Origin of the sequence: Methylibium sp. T29-B, from assembly GCF_000576225.1 — a bacterium.
In the GTDB taxonomy this organism is placed as follows: domain Bacteria; phylum Pseudomonadota; class Gammaproteobacteria; order Burkholderiales; family Burkholderiaceae_C; genus Methylibium; species Methylibium petroleiphilum.
Map to the genome: position 1 here is coordinate 19,451 of NZ_AZSN01000019.1, position 20,468 is coordinate 39,918.

Consider the following 20,468-nt stretch of genomic DNA (forward strand, 5'->3'; position numbering starts at 1 on the left):
GTCGCGGCAGCCCCTCACGCAAGCTTCGAACCCGTCGGCGTCACGGTCAGCGAACGCGACGAACGGCCGGCCGACTTTCGGCACGGCACACAGAGTGATCAGTCCGTTACCAGCGCCGCTCGGTCCGGGCGTGGTCGCCGACCCACCACCCGAGGCTTGGGCTCAACCGAAGTCTGCAACTGGGCATGGATGAGACGCTGCCCCTGCGCGGTCAGGAACTGCTCGAATGCCACCGCCACCTGCGGCAGCTGTCGCGACGCCAGGTGCAACACGAACCACTCACGCTCGACAGGGTTGCTGTCCAGCGGCAGCAGTTGCAGCAGATCGGCGTCGAGCTCGAGCCGGCAGGTGTGCAAGGACAGGAAGGCCACGCCGAAGCCCGCCACGCACATCTGCTTGATGGCCTCGTTGCTCGACAGCTCGGAGCCGATGCGCAAGGTGATGGCCTCGTCCTTGAACAGGCGCTCCAGCGTCGTGCGGGTGCCAGAGCCGCGCTCACGTGCCAGCAGGCTGGCACCCTCCAGATCGGCCAGCGTCAGCCTGCGCTGCGCCATCAACGGGTGGCGCGGCGACGCGATGAAGGCCATCGGGTGCTTGGCAAAGGCTGTCGCCACGGTCTTCAGCTCTCCGGGCGGGCGGCCCATGATCACCAGGTCGACCTCCTGGGCCGCGAGCATCCGCACGATCTCGTCGCGGTTCCCGACGCGCAGCTTGACCTTCACGTTGGGATGCTCGTTCGCGAAGCTCACCAGCAACGGCGGCAGCAGGTATTCAGCGGTCGTCACGGCACCGACGCGCAGCGTGCCCGAGAACACGCCTCGCAGCGTGGCCATCTCGTCGCCGACGTCGCGCCACAGGTCGAGGATGCGGCCCGCATAGGACGCCATCAGGTCGCCCGCCGGCGTGAGTCGCACACCGCGGCCCTCGCGCTGCAGCAGCGGCGTCCCGGCCGATTCCTCCAGCAGCTTGAGCTGGATCGAGACCGCGGGCTGGGTCAGGTAGAGCTCGCTCGCGGCACGCGACACGCTGCCCAGCCGAGCGACGGCATGGAATGCCGAAAGCTGGCGCAGCGTCGCGTTCTTAAGCATTTGCAAACACCAATGTTTTGCTGAACATAATTAATTTTTATATGTGAAGACAGGTTCGTATATTCATGTCCATCAACGGTTTGGCAGGTCATTGCAAGGCCTGTACCGCCAAGCCCTTGCATGCAGAACCGCCAACCAAACCGCCGTCGAGCAAGGAGAGTGCCGTGGGCAAGATGAACGAACCAACGCAGATCACCGACACCAAGAAGCGCTATGCCGCCGGTGTCCTGAAGTACGCCCAGATGGGCTACTGGAACGGCGACTACGTGCCGAAGGACACCGACATCCTGGCGCTGTTCCGCATCACGCCGCAGGACGGCGTCGATCCGATCGAGGCCGCCGCCGCGGTGGCCGGCGAGTCCAGCACCGCGACCTGGACCGTGGTGTGGACCGACCGCCTCACCGCCTGCGACATGTACCGCGCCAAGGCCTACAAGGTCGAGCCGGTGCCCAACAACCCGGGACAGTACTTCTGCTACGTCGCCTACGACCTGAGCCTGTTCGAGGAAGGCTCGATCGCCAACGTCACCGCATCGATCATCGGCAACGTCTTCAGCTTCAAGCCGCTGAAGGCCGCACGCCTGGAGGACATGAAGTTCCCGGTCTCCTACGTGAAGACCTTCGCCGGCCCGCCGACCGGCATCGTCGTCGAGCGCGAGCGGCTCGACAAGTTCGGCCGCCCGCTGCTGGGCGCCACCACCAAGCCCAAGCTGGGCCTGTCGGGCCGCAACTACGGCCGCGTGGTCTACGAGGGCCTGAAGGGCGGCCTCGATTTCATGAAGGATGACGAGAACATCAACTCGCAGCCCTTCATGCACTGGCGCGACCGATTCCTGTTCGTGATGGATGCGGTCAACAAGGCCAGCGCCGCGACCGGCGAGGTCAAGGGCAGCTACCTGAACGTCACCGCCGGCACGATGGAGGAGATGTACCGCCGCGCCGAGTTCGCCAAGGAGCTCGGCTCCGTCATCATCATGATCGACCTGGTGGTCGGCTACACGGCGATCCAGAGCATGAGCAACTGGGCGCGCCAGAACGACATGGTGCTGCACATGCACCGCGCCGGCCACGGCACCTACACGCGCCAGAAGAACCACGGCGTGAGCTTCCGCGTGATCGCCAAGTGGCTGCGCATGGCTGGCGTCGACCACCTGCACACCGGCACCGCGGTCGGCAAGCTCGAGGGCGACCCGCTCACCGTGCAGGGCTATTACAACGTCTGCCGCGACACGCACACCAAGGTCGACCTGCCGCGCGGCATCTTCTTCGACCAGGACTGGGGCGCACTGAAGAAGGTGATGCCAGTGGCCTCGGGCGGCATCCACGCCGGCCAGATGCACCAGCTGATCGACCTGTTCGGCGACGACGTGGTGCTGCAGTTCGGCGGCGGCACGATCGGCCACCCGCAGGCATCCAGGCCGGTGCCACCGCCAACCGCGTCGCGCTCGAAGCCATGGTGCTGGCGCGCAACGAAGGCCGCGACATCAAGAACGAAGGTCCGCAGATCCTGCGCGATGCCGCCAAGAGCTGCACGCCGCTGGCCGCCGCACTCGATACCTGGGGCGACATCACCTTCAACTACACGTCCACCGACACGTCGGACTACGTGCCCACGCCGTCGGTCGCCTGAGCACGACCTCCCCGCACCTCCTGGAGTACCCCATGCGCATCACACAAGGCACCTTCTCCTTCCTGCCCGACCTGAGCGACGAGCAGATCAGCCGTCAGGTCAGCTACTGCCTCGACAAGGGCTGGGCCATCGGCCTCGAATACACCGACGACCCCCATCCCCGCAACACCTACTGGGAGATGTTCGGCAACCCGATGTTCGACGTGCAGGACGCCGCCGGCGTCATGCTCGAGGTCAAGAGCTGCCGCAAGACCTTCCCGAACCACTACATCCGCCTGACCGCGTTCGACTCGTCGCACGGCACCGAGTCGGTGGTGCTGTCTTTCATCATCAACCGCCCCAGCGAGGAGCCCGGTTTCCGCCTGATCCGTACCGAGGAGCCGGGCCGCACCTTGCGCTACAGCATCGAGAGCTACGCGGTCCAGGCCGCCGCGGAAGGCGCACGCTACTGATCGCGCCGCGCACCGAGATCGCTGCCATGGACGAGACCTCCTCTTCCGCCCCCTCCCCGCGTGCGCTGTTCGAAGCCTCGGGCGTGCGCACGCTGCTCGAGCAGCTCGATGCCGAGTTGGTCGGTCTGGCGCCGGTCAAGGGGCGCATCCGCGACATCGCCGCGCTGCTGGTGATCGACAAGCTGCGGCAGCAACAGGGGCTGCAGTCGCAGCCCCCTTCGCTGCACATGTGCTTCACCGGCAACCCCGGCACCGGCAAGACGACGGTGGCGATGCGCATGGCTGCGGTGCTGAAGCAACTGGGTTATGTGCGCAAGGGCCACCTCGTCGCGGTCACGCGCGACGACCTGGTGGGCCAGTTCATCGGCCACACCGCGCCCAAGACCAAGGAGGTGCTGAAGAAGGCGATGGGCGGTGTGCTGTTCATCGACGAGGCCTACTACCTGTACCGCCCCGAGAACGAACGCGACTACGGGCAGGAAGCGATCGAGATCCTGCTGCAGACGATGGAGAACCACCGCGACGACCTGGTGGTGATCCTCGCTGGCTACAAGGACCGGATGGACACCTTCTTCGGCAGCAATCCGGGGATGGCCTCTCGCATCGCGCACCACATCGACTTCCCCGACTACAGCGAGTCGGAGCTCATGCAGATCGCAACCCTGATGCTGCAGGGCCTGAACTACCGCTTCGACGACGAGGCCGAGCCGGCCTTCGCACGCTATGTCGGCCTGCGGCGCCAGCAGCCGCACTTCGCCAACGCCCGCTCGGTGCGCAACGCACTCGACCGCATCCGGCTGCGCCATGCCACCCGCCTGTTCGACGATGACAGCGCGCTGACGCGCGATCAGCTCTGCACGCTGCAGGCGCAAGACATCCTGGCCAGCCGCGTGTTCGAGACGGCCAGCCTCGAAGGAGACTGACATGGGCATCGACGCGCTCATCTTCGACGTGGACGGCACCCTCGCCGACACCGAGGAAGCCCACCGCGTGGCCTTCAACCTGGCATTCGATCGCTACGGTCTGGGCTGGAGCTGGAGCCGCACCGAGTACCGCGGCCTGCTCGACGTCACCGGCGGCAAGGAGCGCATCACCAGCTACATCCAGTCGCTGCCGATCGCACCGACCGACCGGCGCCGCCTGCTGGAGCTGGTGCCGCACCTCCACCGCGAGAAGACGCGCTTCTACAGCTCGATGGTGAACGACGGCGGCATCGTGCTGCGCGACGGCGTGGCGCGACTGCTCGAAGAATCCCTGCATGCCGGTCGACGTCTCGCGATCGCCAGCACCACCAGTGCGGTCAATGTCGACGCCCTGCTGCAGTCGACCCTCGGCGCTCGCGGACTGGAGATGTTCAGTGTGATCGCCTGTGGCGACCAGGTGAAGCAGAAGAAGCCCGCCCCCGATATCTACCAGCTCGCGCTGCGAACGCTCGGTCTCACGGCCGACCGCGCCGTGGCGTTCGAGGATTCGTCCAACGGCCTGCGCTCCGCCGTCGCGGCCGGCCTGTGGACCGTGATCACACCGACCTTCTGGACCGAGGGCAGCGATTTCACCAGCGCCGGCCTGGTGTTGCCGCGCCTCGGCGACCCCGAGAAGCCCCTGAGCGACGAGCCCGGCCGTCAGCTGCAGAGATCCGCCTGGCTGAGTTTCGACGAACTGTGCGCACTGGCCCGCCCCGCTGCACCGCTGGACAGCGTCCAGGCCCTTTACCGGGGAATCGCCTGATGAGCGCCATCCGCATCGCGCCCAGCCTGCTGTCGGCCGACTTCGCCCGTCTCGGTGACGAGGTCCGATCCGTCATCGAGGCCGGTGCCGACCTGATTCATTTCGACGTGATGGACAACCACTACGTGCCGAACCTGACCATCGGCCCGCTGGTATGCCAGGCCATCAAGCCGCACGCCACGGTGCCGATCGACGTGCACCTGATGGTGAAGCCCGTCGACGCGCTGATCCCGATGTTCGCGCAGGCCGGCGCCGACATCATCTCCTTCCATCCCGAGGCGAGCGAGCATGTCGACCGGACGATCCAGCTGATCCGCTCGCACGGCATCAAGGCAGGCCTGGTGCTGAACCCGGCCACGCCCTTGAACGTGCTGGATCACGTCCTGGATCAGCTCGATCTGGTGCTGCTGATGTCGGTCAACCCCGGCTTCGGCGGCCAGAGCTTCATCGAGGGCACGCTGCCGAAGATCGAAGCGGTGCGCCGGCTGATCGATCGCAGCGGCCGCGATGTGTGGCTCGAGGTCGACGGCGGCGTGAAGGTCGACAACGCCCAGCGTGTCGGCGCCGCCGGGGCCGACACGCTGGTCGCCGGCTCGGCGGTGTTCAACAGCGCCAGCTACGCCCAGGCGATCGCCGGCATCCGCGACAACGCCCGCCTGGGGCAACGCGCATCGAACCGCATGGCGGGCGACGGGGCGACATGATGAACTTCGACGCCATCGCCTTCGACCTCGACGGCACGCTGGTCGACAGCGCACCCGACATTGCGCACGCGCTGAATGCCGGCCTGGACGAGGTGCGCCTGCAGCGCTTCGATCTCGCCCGCGTGCGCGGCTGGATCGGCGACGGCCCGGACGCGCTCATCGCGCGAGCGATGAATGCGCAGGACCTCGACGCGGTCAGCACCGCGCTGCTGACGCCGCGCGTGCGCGCCGCATTCGATCGCGCCACGCTCGCGGCGCCGCTGCAGCATGGCCAGGTCTACGACGGCATCGCCGAGCTGCTGGCGCAGCTGAAGCCGCACCGACCACTCGCCGTCGTGACCAACAAGCCGACCCGGCTCGCCCGTGCCGTGCTGGAGGCTGCCGGGCTGCTGGACTGCTTCGCCACCGTGCACGGCGCCGACACGAAGGCGCAACGCAAGCCTTCGCCACTGCTGCTGGAAAACGCGGCAGACCAGCTCGGCGTCTCGACGGGTCGCCTGCTGATGGTGGGCGACAGCATCCTCGATCTGCGAGCGGCCCACGCGGCGGGCGCGCAGGCCGCGCTGGTGCAGTGGGGCTACGGTCACCTGACCGTGCCCGAGACCCTCGACGCCTGGCGCGTGGCGACGCCGGCGCAGCTGGCGGCCCGACTGCACCTGCAGTCCGCCCCCTGAGCCCAGAACACCTAAGGAGACCGTCATGCCCACTGGAGGAAAGTCGACCCTCACGCAGTTCCTCATCGAGGAACGGCGCAAGCACCCCGCCGCGACCGGCGAGCTCAATGCACTGATCACCGACGTGTCGCTCGCCTGCAAGGCGATCTCGCGCAAGGTGGCGTTCGGCGGGCTGGCCGGCGTGCTGGGCAGCGCCGGCTCCGGCAACGTGCAGGGCGAGGAGCAGAAGACGCTCGATGTGCTGAGCAACACGATGTTCCTGCGCGCCACCGAATGGGGCGGGCACGTGGCCGGCATGGTGTCCGAGGAGCTGGAGGCGCCGTACACGCTGCCGCCGCAGTACGCCCGGGGCAAGTACCTGCTGATGTTCGACCCCCTGGACGGCTCGTCGAACATCGACGTCAATGTCACCGTCGGCAGCATCTTCGCGATCCATCGTGCGCCGCAGCCACGCCAGGACCCGCAACCGCAGGACTACCTGCAGCCGGGCACGACGATGGTCTGCGGTGGCTACGCGATCTACGGGCCGTCGACGATGCTGGTGCTGACGCTGGGCGACGGCACGCACGCCTTCACGCTCGACCCGCAGCTCGGCGAGTGGGTGCTGAGCCATCCGAACCTTCGCATCCCCGAGAAGACCCGCGAGTTCGCGATCAACGCGTCGAACAGCCGCTTCTGGGAGCCGGCCGTCAAGCGCTACGTCGACGAGTGCCTGGCCGGCAGCACCGGCCCGCGCGGCACCGACTTCAACATGCGCTGGATCGCATCGCTGGTCGCCGAGACCCACCGCATCCTGATGCGCGGCGGTGTCTTCCTCTACCCGCGTGACAGCAAGGATCCGAACAAGGCCGGCCGACTGCGCCTGCTTTACGAGGCCAACCCGATCTCCTTCCTGATCGAGCAGGCCGGCGGCATGGCGAGCACAGGCCGCAAGCGCCTGCTGGAGGTGCAGCCGGAAGACATCCATCAGCGCATCGGCTTCGTGTTCGGCTCGACCGAGGAGGTGGCCCGCATCGAGGCCTACCACCGCGACGAACCTCCGACCCCCTACAACTCGCCGCTGTTCGGCAAGCGCGGCCTGTTCGCGGAAGCCGGCTGACACGGCAACCGCCGCCCGTTCTTCTCCTTCTTCATAGGCGCAGCCATGTCCGCATCGCATCCCATCATCGCCATCACCGGCTCGTCGGGTGCAGGCACCACGTCGGTGACCCGCACCTTCGAGAACATCTTCCGCCGCGAAAGCATCCGCTCCGTCATCATCGAGGGCGACAGCTTCCACCGCTATGACCGCAAGGCGATGAAGGCGGCGATGGCGGAACACGAGACCGCCGGCAACCCGCACTTCAGCCACTTCGGCGAAGATGCCAACCTGTTCGCCGAACTCGAGCAACTGTTCCGCGGCTACGGCGAATCCGGCACGGGCCAGGCGCGCAAGTACCTGCACAACGCCGAGGAGGCAGCCCCCTACAAGCAGGAGCCCGGCACCTTCACCCCCTGGGAGACGCTGCCGGACAGCGAACTGCTGTTCTACGAGGGGCTGCATGGCGGGGTGAAGACCGACAAGGTCGACATCGCTCGGCATGCCGACCTGCTGATCGGCGTGGTGCCGGTCATCAACCTCGAATGGATCCAGAAGCTGCACCGCGACCGGAACGCGCGCGGCTACTCGACCGAGGCCGTCACCGACGTGATCCTGCGCCGCATGCACGAGTACGTGCACTACATCTGTCCGCAGTTCACGCGCACCCACATCAACTTCCAGCGCGTGCCGGTGGTCGACACCTCCGACCCGTTCATCGCCCGCACCATCCCGACGGCGGACGAAAGCCTGGTCGTGATCCGCTTCGCCGACCCGCGCGGATTCGACTTCCCCTACCTGCTGAGCATGCTGCACGACTCCTTCATGTCGCGCGCCAACACGCTCGTTGTACCGGGCGGGAAGATGGAGCTGGCGATGCAGCTGATCTTCACGCCGATGGTGATGCGCCTGATCGAGCGGCGCAAGAAGCGGCTCGCGGCCTGATCGCAGCGCGGCGCATCGTGCCGCCCCGCCATCGGCGCGACCCCCAAGAACCTCATCCCCGGGCTCCCCCATGAACGCTACACCCGACACCCTGGCCCTGCGCAGCCAATGCGCCAATGCCATCCGCGCCCTCGCGATGGACGCCGTGCAGGCAGCCAATTCCGGCCATCCCGGCATGCCGATGGGCATGGCCGATATCGCCGAGGCGCTCTGGCGTCACCACCTGAAGCACGACCCGGCCGATCCGAAGTGGATCGACCGCGACCGCTTCGTCGTTTCGAACGGCCACGGGTCGATGCTGCTGTACGCGCTGCTGCACCTGAGTGGCTACGACCTGCCGATCGACGAGCTCAAGCGCTTCCGCCAGCTGCACTCGCGCACGCCGGGCCACCCCGAGATCGACGTCACGCCCGGTGTCGAAACCACCACCGGCCCGTTGGGCCAGGGGATCAGCAATGCCGTCGGCATGGCACTGGCCGAGAAGCTGCTGGCCGACGAGTTCAACCGCCCGGGCCATGCAGTGATCGATCACCGCACCTACGTCTTCCTCGGCGACGGCTGCCTGATGGAAGGCATCAGCCACGAGGCCTGTTCGCTGGCCGGCACCTGGCAGCTGAACAAGCTGATCGCCTTCTACGACGACAACGGCATCTCGATCGACGGCGACGTGAAGGGCTGGTTCTCCGATGACACGCCGGGCCGCTTCGAGGCCTACGGCTGGACGGTGCTGCGGGATGTCGACGGACACGACTTCGCGGCGCTCGACCGTGCCATCGCGCAGGCCCAGGCCTCCGACAAGCCCGTGCTGGTGTGCTGCAAGACGCGCATCGGCCAGGGTTCGCCGAATCGCGCCGGCACCGCCAAGGCTCACGGCGAGGCGCTGGGCGAGGCCGAGATCGCGCTGACGCGCCAGGCACTGGGCTGGACGGCGGCGCCGTTCGATATCCCCGAAGCGATCGAGCAGGCCTGGTCGGCGCTGGAGCCCGGCGCTCGCCGGCGGCGCGACTGGAACGACCGATTCGGCGCCTATGCGAAGGCCTATCCCGAACTGGCCGCGGAACTGCTGCGCAGGCTGTCCGCGACGCCCGCACTCGACCACAGGACCGAGGCTGCACTGGCGTCGGCGATCGAGGGCGCAGAGGCCCGGCATGCCGCCGTGGCCACCCGCAAGGCCTCGCAAGACGTGCTGCAGGAGGTGGGACCAGCCATGCCCGAGCTGCTGGGCGGCTCGGCCGACCTGACCGGCTCCAACCTCACGGACTGGAAGGGCCACCGTCCGCTCAAGGGGCGCGGCACCGGCAACCACGTGCACTACGGCGTGCGCGAGTTCGGCATGGCCGCCATCATGAACGGCGTGGCGCTGCACGGCGGATACCGGCCCTTCGGCGGTACGTTCCTGACCTTTGCCGACTATGCGCGCAATGCCATCCGCATGTCGGCGCTGATGCACCTGCCGGTCGTCTACGTCTTCACGCACGACTCCATCGGTCTCGGCGAAGACGGCCCGACCCATCAGCCGATCGAGCATGCGTCGAGCCTGCGGCTGATCCCCAACGTCGACGTCTGGCGCCCGGCCGACGCGACCGAGACGGCCGTCGCGTGGCGCCAGTCGCTGCGGCGCGATGACGGCCCCAGCTGCCTGCTGCTGTCGCGCCAGGCCCTGCCACACGGCGGTGACGGGCGCGAACGCATCGAGAACATCGCGCGCGGTGCCTACGTGCTGCGACGCCCCGAGGGCGAGCGCGTCGCGCTGCTGGCGAGCGGCTCGGAGATCGGCATCGCACTGCAGGCCGCCGCGCTGCTGGCGGCTGACGGCATCCCCGCGCGCGTCGTGTCGGTGCCCTGCCTCGACGCCTTCGATCGCCAGGACGCCGCCTACCGCAGCGCGGTGATCCCGCGTCACCTGCCGCGTCTGGCGATCGAGGCTGGCAGCACCGGTCTGTGGTGGAAGTACGTGGGCGAGCGTGGCGACGTGATCGGTCTCGACCGCTTCGGCGAATCGGCGCCGGCCGCGCAATTGTTCAAGTTGTTCGGACTCACGGCCGAGGCCGCCGCCGAGCGCGCGCGACAGCTGGTCCGTCCGCAAGGCGCCATCGCGGCCGACAGCGAGTTCGGCACCGAACTGAACGCCGTGCTGTCGTCCAACTGAGCCGTTCCCGCCCCCCTCTCCCCTTCACTCCCATTTCACGAAGAGGCTGCCTTGACCACACGCATCGCCATCAACGGCTATGGCCGCATCGGCCGGAACGTTCTCCGCGCGCTGTTCGAATCCAAGCGCACCGGCGCGGCACGCGACATCGAGATCGTCGCGATCAACGATCTGGGCAATGCCCAGACCAACGCCCACCTGACCCGCTTCGACACCGTGCACGGTCGCTTCGGCCTGCCGGTCAGCCACGAGGGATCGGACCTGGTGGTGGATGGGCATCGCATCCACGTCAGCTCGATCCGCAGCCCCGCCGAACTGCCCTGGAAGCAGCACGGCATCGACATCGTCATGGAGTGCACAGGGCTCTTCACCAGCAAGGCCAAGGCCGGGGCTCACCTGGCCGCCGGGGCGAGGAAGGTGCTGATCAGCGCGCCCGGCGGCGCCGACGTGGATGCGACCGTCGTCTACGGCGTCAACCACGGCGTGCTGCGGGCCGGGCACACCGTGGTGTCGAACGCCTCCTGTACCACCAACTGCTTGGCACCGGTGGCCAAGGTGCTCAACGACGGCATCGGCATCGCCAACGGCCTGATGACCACGGTGCACAGCTACACCAACGACCAGGTGCTGACCGACGTGTACCACGAGGACCTGCGCCGCGCGCGCAGCGCCACGCAGTCGATGATCCCCACCAAGACCGGCGCCGCCGCAGCGGTGGGCCTGGTGCTGCCCGAACTGGCTGGCCGACTCGACGGCTTCGCGGTGCGCGTGCCGACCATCAACGTCTCGCTGGTCGATCTGGTGTTCACTGCCCAACGCGATACCAGCGTCGACGAGGTCAACGCGCTGATGAAGACGGCCGCGGCCACGGGCCCGCTGGCCGGCGTGCTGGGCTACACCGACGAGCCGCTGGTGTCGATGGACTTCAATCACGACGCGCGCTCCAGCGTGTTCGACGCGAGCTGCACCAAGGTCTCGGGCCGGCTCGTGAAGGTCTGCGCCTGGTACGACAACGAGTGGGGCTTCAGCAACCGCATGCTCGACACCGCCCTGGCGATGGCCCGGGCCTGAAGGCGAACGCGGAGCGCGACATGGCCTTCATGACCCTGGACCAGATCAACCTGCGCGGCCAGCGGGTGTTCATCCGCTGCGACTTCAACGTGCCGCTCGATGCCGCCGGTCGCATCACCGACGACACCCGCATCCGCGCCAGCATCCCCGGCATCCGCCACGCGCTGACCCAGGGGGCGCGCGTCATGCTCGCCTCGCACCTCGGTCGACCCGGCGAGGGCGCACTGACGCCGGCCGACTCGCTCGCACCGGTAGCGCGCCGTGTCGGTGAACTGCTCGACCGCGAGGTGCCGCTGATCGGCGACTGGCTCGCACGGCCTTTCGACGTCACCCCCGGGCAGGCCGTGATGCTGGAGAACTGCCGCGCCAATGTGGGCGAAAAGGCCAACTCGCGCGAGCTGGCGCTGCGCATGGCCGAACTGTGCGATGTCTATGTGAACGACGCCTTCGGCACCGCCCACCGCGCCGAGGCCACGACGGAAGCCCTGGCGCGCGTTGCCCCGGTGGCCTGCGCCGGCCCGCTGATGGCGTCGGAGCTGAACGCGCTCGGACGCGCACTGGCTCGGCCGGCCCGGCCTCTGGCGGCCATCGTCGGCGGTTCGAAAGTGTCGACCAAGCTGTCGGTGCTGAAGTCGCTGGCCGACCAGGTCGAGTTGCTGGTGGTCGGTGGCGGCATGGCCAACACCTTCCTGCTGGCCGCCGGGCAGAAGGTGGGCAAGTCGCTGTGCGAGCCGGACATGGTCGAGACGGCCGCGCAGGTGGCCTCGACGCTCGCAGCGCGCGGCGCCGAGCTCTTCATGCCGATCGACGTGGTGACCGCCACCGAGTTCTCCGAGCACGCCATCCCGGCGATCAAGGCGCTGAGCGAGGTCGGGCCCGACGACCTGATCCTCGACTTCGGTCCTCGGTCGATGCAGGCCCTCGTCGAGCGACTGGCGCCCTGCAAGACCATCGTGTGGAACGGCCCGCTGGGCGTGTTCGAGATCGAGCAGTTCTCCTACGGCACCCGCACGCTGGCCACCGCCATCGCCGCATCGCAGGCCTTCTCGATCGCCGGTGGCGGCGACACCGTCGCCGCGATCAACCGCTTCGACGTGGCCAAGGACATCGACTATGTCTCCACCGCCGGCGGTGCCTTCCTCGAGTTCCTCGAGGGCAGAACGCTGCCCGCTGTGAAGGCGCTCCAGGACCGCGCCGCCTGAGGCCCCGTCCCGCCCCTTCCCGATCCTGACGAACCCCGCAACCGGAGCCGACCCATGGCCATGATTTCCCTGAGACAGCTGCTCGACCACGCCGCCGAGCACGGTTATGGCGTACCCGCCTTCAACGTGAACAACCTGGAGCAGATCCAGGCCATCATGCAGGCTGCCCAGAAGACCGACAGCCCGGTGATCCTGCAGGCCTCTGCCGGCGCACGCAAGTACGCCGGCGAGCCCTTCCTGCGCAAGATGGTCGAGGCCGCCGCCGAGATGTACCCCGACATCCCGATCGTGATGCACCAGGACCATGGCGCCAGCCCGGCTGTATGCATCCAGTCGATCCGCTCCGGATTCACCAGCGTGATGATGGACGGCTCGCTGCTCGAAGATGCCAAGACGCCGGCCAGCTACGAGTACAACATCGACGTGACGCGCCGCGTGGTCGACATGGCGCATGCGATCGGCGTGTCGGTGGAGGGCGAACTCGGCTGCCTGGGTTCACTCGAGTCCGGCATGGCCGGCGAAGAGGACGGGGTCGGCGCTGAAGGCGTGCTGACCCACGAGCAAATGTTGACCGACCCGGAGCAGGCGGCCGACTTCGTGGCCAAGACGGGTGTCGATGCGCTGGCCATCGCCATCGGCACCAGCCATGGCGCCTACAAGTTCAGCCGCAAGCCGACCGGCGACATCCTCGCGATCGACCGCATCAAGGCGATCCACGCGCGCATCCCGAACACGCACCTGGTGATGCACGGCTCGTCGTCGGTGCCGCAGGAATGGCTGGCGATCATCCGCGAGCACGGCGGCGACATCAAGGAGACCTACGGCGTGCCGGTCGAGGAGATCCAGGAAGGCATCCGCTTCGGTGTGCGCAAGGTCAACATCGACACCGACATCCGGCTGGCGATGACCGGTGCGATGCGCCGCGCGATGGGCAAGGACCGCAGCGAGTTCGATCCACGCAAGTTCCTGAAGGACGCCACCGCCGCGGCGCGCGACGTGTGCGTCGACCGCTTCCAAGCCTTCGGCTGCGCCGGCATGGCCTCGAAGATCAAGCCGGTGTCGCTGGAAGCCGGCGCGAAACGCTACGCCTGAGCTGAATCGGCTCACGCCGTCACGGGGTGCCCTGGGCACCCCGTTTTCATTTGATCGGGATGGTCAGCGCCCGGTCGATCGGCACGGCGGTGACGCTGTTCTGCGGCGAACCCTCGATCACCCGATCGGAATAGGTCAGGTAGACCAGGGTGTTGCGCGCCCGATCGACCATGCGTACCACGTGCAGGCGCTTGAACACCAGCGACTGGCGTTCGCTGAACATCTCTTCCTGCTCCGGCAGGGGCTTCAGGAAGCTGATGGCGCCGGTCTGCCGGCAGGCGATCGAGGCCTCCGCCTTGTCCTCGGCCAAGCCGACGGCTCCCTTGATGCCGCCGGTCTTGGCGCGCGAGACGTAGCAGGTCACGCCAGCGACCTTGGGGTCGTCGTAGGCATCGACCACGATCTTGTGGTCCGGCCCGATCAGCTTGAACACGGTATCGACCTCGCCGACCTGCTGCGAGCTCGCGCTCGCCGTCACACCGAGCCCCGCGGCCAGCAGCAGGAAGGTCATCGTTCTCATCGCTCTCTCCTGACGGCGCACAGCGGCCGCCCTGGTTTCACAGGCGGTCGGACACGCCCACGCGCACCGGCGGCACCGGTCCGCGGACTTCGGCCGGCCGCACGATACCTGCCACGGCATGGCTGCGATCGGCCGTGTCACGCGGTGTGGCCGCGGCCAGCGGCCGACCATCCCGGCCGACGAGACTGGCCACGACCGGCTCGTTCGCCTTGACGCCGCGCCGCGTGACGACGGCCACCTCACCGCTGGCCAGCTTGACGTAGCTGCCGGGCGGGTACATGCCGAGCGACTTGATGACGGCCGAACCCACCACATCGGGCCGCCCGTCCGGCCCCAGGCAGGCCGCACGCGCCGCCAGGGTGGCCGGCATCCCGGCCCGGAATCGGCGCGAACTCATCTTGGCGGTGAAGACATCGACGCGACGCACCACGCTGGCCAGGCGCTGGGTCGGGCTGAGCGCCGCGAAGCCGGTCTCCGGCGGCGGATCGGTGTGGTGCAGTTCGACGATCTCGAGCCAGACCGGATCCTGCACACCGACCTGCCGCAGCAACTGGGCACCGGCCTGCGCATGACCGTCGATGACGCGCCGCTGGTCCAGCGTCGGAGTGCGCTCGCGATGGATCAGCTCGTTCTGCAGCTCCATCATGCTGAGGTTCATTGTCAGCGTCGCGAGCGCGGCGGATTGGCGCTCGGCATCCCCGACGTTCAGATGGTGGAGGCACAGGTCGACCACCACCGCGCAGAACAGCGCGTGCTGGCTGCTGTAGTGATCCTGCACCCGCTGCGCGCTCTGCACCTGCAGGTAGAGCGCCATGTCGGCGTCGCGCTCGACCAGTGCCCGGATGCGCCGGCCGACCCCATCGATCAGCGAGACCCACGCCCCTTCCTGGCCAGGCGCCCGCAACAGCGTGAGCAACTGGTGGTGGATCGCTGTCAGGTCGGACGGCAGGGCTGCCTGCGAAGGGGACACTAGGTCGTCGCCGGCTGCCGCACTGGGCTCGGAAGGCTCCGGGTAAGAGGTCAGCGAGTTCAATCGGGGAATCTCCGGTGTGTCACGCTCAGCGTCCACCCGCAAATGTAACCGTGCCGATCACTCGTACATCAGTCGAACCTCATTCCCCTACAGAAGCGGAGCGAACGCCATCGCCTCGCCCAGGCGCACTGCCCGTCCGGGCTCCCAGCCCGGATCGAAGCGGACCGAACCCTGCGGAAACAGTGCCACGACGGTCGACCCCAGCAGGAACCGCCCCATCTCCTCACCCTGCCGCAGCCGCAGTTCGCGGTCGGCATAGCGCCACTCGCGCAGCCGGCCGCTGCGCGGGGGATTCACCTGGCCGTGCCAGACCGTGGCCATGCTGCCGACGATGGTCGCCCCCACGAGCACCAGCACGAAGGGCCCCAGCGGTCCGTCGAACTCGCAGACCACCCGCTCGTTGCGCGCGAACAGCCCCGGGACACCGCGCGCGGTGACCGGGTTGACCGAAAACAGGTCCCCCGGCACGTGATCATGCGCAGCAGCCGGCCGTCGCAGGGCATGTGGATGCGGTGGTAGTCACGCGGACTGAGGTAGAGCGTGGCGAACTGCCCGTCCTGGAAGCGCGCCGCCAGCTCCGCGTCGCCACCGACCAGCGCGCGGGTCGAATAGTGGTGCCCCTTGGCCTGGAAGATCTGGTCGCGCTCGATCGCGCCGAACTGGCTGATCGCGCCGTCGACCGGACACACCAGTTCGGCCGACGCCAGCGGGCGGGCGCCCGGGCGCAGCGCCCGGGTGAAGAAGTCGTTGAAGCGGGTGTAGCGGGCGATGTCGGGCTCGGCCGCCTCGCTCATGTCGACCCGGTACTTGCGGACGAAGCGACGGATGATGGCGGTCGTGATGCCGCCCCAGCGCCCCGAGGCCACGAAGCCGGCAAACACCGTCAGCGCCCGCTGGGGCACCAGGTACTGCAGCAGCACGGGAAGTCGTTCGGACACGAGGCAAGGACACGGAGCGGAGGCGCAGCAGTGTAGCGAGCGCCGAGCCGCGTCCGCGGCACGATCGGCTCGGTCATTCCGTCAGCGGAAGCTCCAGCGTGAACTCGGCGCCCCCGTCCGGGTGGTTGCGCGCACTCAGCGTGCCACCGTGCTGCTCGACGATGCCGTAGCTGATCGACAGACCCAGGCCCGTGCCCTTGCCCACCGGCTTGGTGGTGAAGAAGGGGTCGAAGATGCGCGTCAGGTGCTCGGACGGGATGCCGGGTCCGTTGTCGCGCAGGCGCAGGCGGACCCGCGAGCCGTCCTGCTCGGTATCGATCCACAGCACCGGGCTCTCGCCAGCACGGCTGGCCGCGGCGTCGCAGGCGTTCTGCAGCAGGTTCATCAGCACCTGCTGCAGCTGGCCCGCACTGCCGGTCACCGTGCAGGGAGGGCCCGGCGTCCATTTCATTTCGAAGCTGGGCGCGGTGCCCTTGCTGACCCAATGGATCGCCCGTTCGATCACGTCGTTCAGCAGCACCGGCACACGCGCCTCCGGGTCCATCGCCGAGAAGCGCTTCAGACCGTTGACGATGTCGGCGGTGCGTTGCGCGCCCTCGAGCGTGCCCTCGATCAGCGACGGCAGGTCATTCAGCAGGTGCTCGATGCGCAGCTTGCTGCGCATCTCGGCGAGCCGGGCCGGCGGCTCGTCCGCATGCACGGCCTCCAGGTAGGTTCGCAGCCGGTCGCTGTAGCGGCTGAGCGCATGGACGTTGCCGAGCACGAAGCTGATCGGGTTGTTCAGCTCGTGCGCCACGCCGGCCACCAGCCGGCCCAGCGAGGCCATCTTCTCGGAGTGGAGCAGCTGCTGCTGCGCGCGCTTGAGCGCCTCGTGCGCGGTGCGCAGCTCGTGGAAGGCCCGCTTGATCTCGGCCGTAGGGCGGCCGACGAACACCGTACCGACGCGCCGGCCGTTCGGCGCGATGCGCGGCGTGCAGTTGGCGTCGACCGGCACGCTCTGCCCCTGCGCATCGAGCAGGTTCAATTCGACGGCCTCGCCTTGCCGCGACGGCGTCGCGTTGGCCAGCACCTGGCGCACGCTTTCGCCGCTGGCCTCGTCGGCCAGCAGGTCGTGGAACAGCATGCCGCGCAGCGTGGCATCGCTGCGACCGACCAGCTCGCGCAGGGCGGCATTGGTCTCTTCGATCACGCCGTGTTCGTCGCACACCAGCAGCACATCCGACATGGCGGACAACACGCTGAAGATGAACTGCTGGGATTGCTCGAGCTCGGTGTTCTTCTGCTCGAGCTCGATCTCGTCGAGCACCAGCTGTGAATACACCTCGTCCATCTTCTGGATGACGTCCATCCAGGTCGATTCGTCGACGCCCTCGATCTGGCCGGGTTGCCCCGCGTCGGTGGCTGCCGGCGGGGCACTCAGCGAGGGACGGGGAGGCAGGGAGCGGGCCATCGAGACAGGGGCGCGAGCGAATGAATATCCATTTGAGCACGATGCATGCCCAGCGACGCTCCCCATGTCCGCACCGCTGGCCGATGGGTCAGAAGTTGGCCGTCAGCGTCAGGCGCAGACTCCGCGGTTCGACGGGGTGGAAATGGATGTCGTCCACGCCGCCGGCCGGTTCCCCCTGCAGGCGGGACGGGTAGTAGTAGTCGATGTCGCTGGCCTTGCGGTCGAACAGATTGAAGACATCCAGCGCGAGCTTCACGTCCGTGCTGACCTTGTAGCCGACACGCAGGTAGGCCAGGGTCGTGGCACTCGATCGCACGCTGTTGTCCTCGATCAACGGTCGGGGCCCGAAATAGCGCAACTGAAACTGCCCGAACCAAGGCCCCAGGTCGGTCACGGTCACGCCCAGCGAAGCGACCCGGTTCACCGCACCCGGGATGTGGTTGCCGACCGTCGGATCGGGATCGTCCTCGCTGAAGCGCGCCCGCGAGGCCGCGAGATCCAGATCGAACAGCAGCCAGGGTCGGACCACGTAATGGTTGTTCCATTCGATGCCGTAGCGCTTGCTGGCCCGGTTGGGTTCGGTCTCGCCGGCATCACCGACGAACAGCAGTTCGGAGTCCAGCTTCAGGTGCCAGAGCGCCAGAGAACTCTGCAGACCCGGCACGAGTTCGGTGCGAAGGCCGAGTTCCCCGCCCTTGGAGCGAACCAGCGGGTCGACCGCCTGGACTGCCACGGTCGGATCCTTGGCCGCGACCTTGGCGGTCGCACCGCGTGCGTCGTTGCTGTGATAGCCGTAGCCGTAGTTCGCGAAGTACTCGGTCTTGCTCCACGGGCCGAAGATCAGCGACAGCTTGGGCGACGCGATGCTGTCGTTCTTCTTGCCGCTGTTCTGGGGAATCGAGCTGTCCACGTCGAACGCGAACCGATCGAACCGCAAGCCCGCCACGCTGCGCAACCACGGCAGCCATTGCGTGGCGTTCTCGCCGTAGACCCCGACGCTGGTCTCGCGAACGCGTGACTCCTGGGTGGTACTGACGCGCTGCCGCGCCACGTTGCCGTACAGGCCCACGGGATCGAGCCGGTCGTGCCGGACCTGTGCCCCGAGGGTGTTGATCACCTCGCGGCCCTCGAAGCTCATGTTCCAGCTCCGGCTGGTGTTCAGGCCGACCACCTTGCGGCGTTCCGCCTGCTCGAACTGGTCACCGTTCGCCACGGTCGGGTCGAGGTCCACCGGGTTCTCGAGGAAGAAGGTGAAGTTGGAGAAGAGGTTCAAGCGCGACTGGACGGCATAGGCGCTGAACTTGAAGCTGCCGTCGTCGAGCTTCTGCGTCAGGTCGTACGAGAGGCTGTAGCGCGAGGTCTCGCCGCCATCGGTGGGATCGAACGCGCCGAAGCGCCCGATCAGGCCCTGGTCGACGGCACGCTTTGGAATCTGGTCGGTGGAACTCCACTGGGCCGAATAGCCCATCGCGGTGATCACGGACCGCGTCTGGGCGTCGCCGAAGCTGTAGCGCAACACACCGTTCAGGCGGCGGAAATTTTCGGGGTTGTCCCAGGGCCCGTCGTTGTGCCCGGCCTCCAGCGCATAGAGCAACTGCCCATCGCCCACAGCACCGGAGTTCGCCAGCAGGCCCCTGCGGTAGCCGTTCTCGCCGAAGGTGATCGAGCCGATGCCCTTGGGCAGCGTGTCGACCAGGCGGATGTGCGCGGCGCCGGCCGAGGCGAAGTCGCCCTCCTCCGCGTAATAGGGCCCCTTGCGGTAGTTGATGCGATCGACCAGCTCCGGGATCAGCCAGTTGAGATCGCTGTAGCCGTGACCATGGGCGTGCGTGGGCATGTTGACCGGCATTGCGTCGACGAAGGTCGCGAAGTCGGTGCCGTGGTCGAGGTTGAAGCCCCGCAGGTAGTACTGGTTGGCCTTGCCGTCCCCGCTGTGCTGCGACACGATGACGCCCGGCACGAACTCCAGCACCTCGGCCGGCCGCAGCGTCGGGCGGTTCTCGATCAGCTTGGCCGTGACGGTGCCCTGGCTTGCGGCGTCCGAACTGCCGATCGAGTTGTTGTAGTTGCCCTGCACGACGATCGGCTCGAGCTGAGTGATCGGCACCTCCGGCGCTGGTGTCTGTGCCACGGCGCTGTTGCTCAGCGCCACCAGCGAGATCGCCTGCAGCGCCAGGTTGAACGGCCATTGCCGATGGGAGGACACCGCGGCGAAGTCCCCGCTGCGAGCCTCCCGGTTGGGCTTGCTTTCGTGCATGGCTTTGTCTCCTTCCTGATCGTGTCGGCGAGCCCACGCGCCACGACGCGAGACTGGTTCAAGCCCTCCCGAACGATCTGTGTAAGATAAATTTTCTAGTGCTCATACATTATTCGTACCAGCCCGCAACAAGCAGCTGAACAACTTGTGCCGATGCAGCGCTTCGGACGCTCCCTGCCACGTACGGACAAGCGCCGATATCGGATGCATCATTCGCCGCACGAGCTGACTTGCATGGACATTGCCCGGAAGCCGCGCTTTCCAGTTGGCACACTCTCCTGCTGATCGGTTGCCGGCCTGTTCTCAGCCTGGCGTTTCCCAGGCGTGCAGGTGCATGTGAACATGCTCGCCAGCGCCATGGCGGTGACGATGGCGATGCGCCAACTGCGCGGCCTCCAGCAGTTCCACGTCGCGAGCGCCCGCTCGATGGGGCCGTCGTAGCGCAAGCTCCCCCCGG

General features: G+C 67.6%; 17 protein-coding genes and 2 pseudogenes. 12 read left to right on the forward strand and 7 right to left on the reverse strand.

The window, feature by feature from the left end; all coding sequences use genetic code 11:
* Positions 1-98 precede the first annotated feature (98 nt).
* A complete protein-coding gene (locus Y694_RS05220; protein WP_011830364.1) occupies positions 99-1,088 on the reverse strand; it encodes a LysR family transcriptional regulator in 990 nt (329 codons plus the stop codon).
* Positions 1,089-1,252: 164 nt separating this feature from the next.
* On the opposite strand from Y694_RS05220, the pseudogene Y694_RS05225 reads away from it, so the two are divergent.
* From Y694_RS05225 to fba, 12 genes and pseudogenes are all read left to right on the forward strand, one after another.
* Positions 1,253-2,718, forward strand: a pseudogene (locus Y694_RS05225) (form I ribulose bisphosphate carboxylase large subunit).
* Positions 2,719-2,750: 32 nt separating this feature from the next.
* Entirely contained in the window at positions 2,751-3,170 is a 420-nt protein-coding gene (locus Y694_RS05230) for a ribulose bisphosphate carboxylase small subunit (RefSeq protein WP_011830366.1), read from the forward strand.
* Between the two features lie 26 nt (positions 3,171-3,196).
* Complete coding sequence (gene cbbX / locus Y694_RS05235; protein ID WP_011830367.1) at positions 3,197-4,093, forward strand: CbbX protein; 897 nt, start codon at positions 3,197-3,199, stop codon at positions 4,091-4,093.
* A 1-nt stretch (position 4,094) separates the two neighbouring features.
* Entirely contained in the window at positions 4,095-4,898 is an 804-nt protein-coding gene (locus Y694_RS05240; protein ID WP_011830368.1) for an HAD-IA family hydrolase, read from the forward strand.
* Positions 4,898-5,602 carry a ribulose-phosphate 3-epimerase gene (gene rpe, locus Y694_RS05245; protein ID WP_036230491.1) on the forward strand — a complete coding sequence of 235 codons (705 nt, stop codon included), beginning with the start codon at positions 4,898-4,900 and terminating at the stop codon, positions 5,600-5,602. The genes Y694_RS05240 and rpe overlap by 1 nt, the downstream gene beginning before the upstream one ends.
* Positions 5,602-6,276 (forward strand): HAD-IA family hydrolase, encoded by a 675-nt coding sequence (locus Y694_RS05250; protein WP_036230520.1) that lies wholly within the window; start codon positions 5,602-5,604, stop codon positions 6,274-6,276. Before rpe ends, Y694_RS05250 begins: the two co-directional genes overlap by 1 nt.
* 25 nt (positions 6,277-6,301) lie before the next feature.
* Entirely contained in the window at positions 6,302-7,375 is a 1,074-nt protein-coding gene (locus Y694_RS05255; protein ID WP_011830371.1) for a class 1 fructose-bisphosphatase, read from the forward strand.
* Between the two features lie 45 nt (positions 7,376-7,420).
* Positions 7,421-8,299, forward strand: a complete 879-nt coding sequence (locus Y694_RS05260) for a phosphoribulokinase (protein ID WP_011830372.1) — start codon at positions 7,421-7,423, stop codon at positions 8,297-8,299.
* A 70-nt stretch (positions 8,300-8,369) separates the two neighbouring features.
* Positions 8,370-10,448 (forward strand): transketolase, encoded by a 2,079-nt coding sequence (tkt, locus tag Y694_RS05265; RefSeq protein ID WP_011830373.1) that lies wholly within the window; start codon positions 8,370-8,372, stop codon positions 10,446-10,448.
* A gap of 51 nt (positions 10,449-10,499) precedes the next feature.
* Positions 10,500-11,519 carry a type I glyceraldehyde-3-phosphate dehydrogenase gene (gap, locus tag Y694_RS05270; protein ID WP_036230494.1) on the forward strand — a complete coding sequence of 340 codons (1,020 nt, stop codon included), beginning with the start codon at positions 10,500-10,502 and terminating at the stop codon, positions 11,517-11,519.
* Positions 11,520-11,539: 20 nt separating this feature from the next.
* Entirely contained in the window at positions 11,540-12,721 is a 1,182-nt protein-coding gene (locus Y694_RS05275; protein ID WP_036230497.1) for a phosphoglycerate kinase, read from the forward strand.
* Positions 12,722-12,775: 54 nt separating this feature from the next.
* Positions 12,776-13,813 carry a class II fructose-bisphosphate aldolase gene (gene fba, locus Y694_RS05280; protein ID WP_036230500.1) on the forward strand — a complete coding sequence of 346 codons (1,038 nt, stop codon included), beginning with the start codon at positions 12,776-12,778 and terminating at the stop codon, positions 13,811-13,813.
* Positions 13,814-13,859: 46 nt separating this feature from the next.
* On the opposite strand, the gene Y694_RS05285 is transcribed toward fba, so the two are convergent.
* From Y694_RS05285 to Y694_RS25515, 6 genes and pseudogenes are all read right to left on the reverse strand, one after another.
* Positions 13,860-14,324: a CreA family protein gene (locus Y694_RS05285; RefSeq protein WP_231497552.1), complete on the reverse strand. Its 465-nt coding sequence runs from the start codon at positions 14,322-14,324 to the stop codon at positions 13,860-13,862.
* Positions 14,325-14,370: 46 nt separating this feature from the next.
* Positions 14,371-15,366, reverse strand: coding sequence for an HD-GYP domain-containing protein (locus tag Y694_RS05290; RefSeq protein ID WP_152543355.1), 996 nt, complete (start codon positions 15,364-15,366; stop codon positions 14,371-14,373).
* 87 nt (positions 15,367-15,453) lie between these two features.
* Positions 15,454-16,160 (reverse strand): annotated as a pseudogene (gene asd, locus Y694_RS05295) (archaetidylserine decarboxylase).
* 217 nt (positions 16,161-16,377) lie between these two features.
* On the reverse strand, positions 16,378-17,754 hold the full coding sequence (locus Y694_RS05300; protein ID WP_051495587.1) for a sensor histidine kinase: 1,377 nt from the start codon (positions 17,752-17,754) through the stop codon (positions 16,378-16,380).
* An 88-nt stretch (positions 17,755-17,842) separates the two neighbouring features.
* Entirely contained in the window at positions 17,843-20,011 is a 2,169-nt protein-coding gene (locus Y694_RS05305; RefSeq protein WP_036230503.1) for a TonB-dependent receptor, read from the reverse strand.
* A 209-nt stretch (positions 20,012-20,220) separates the two neighbouring features.
* Positions 20,221-20,468: hypothetical protein (locus Y694_RS25515; RefSeq protein ID WP_231497550.1), on the reverse strand; the 248-nt coding region annotated here is incomplete at its 5' end.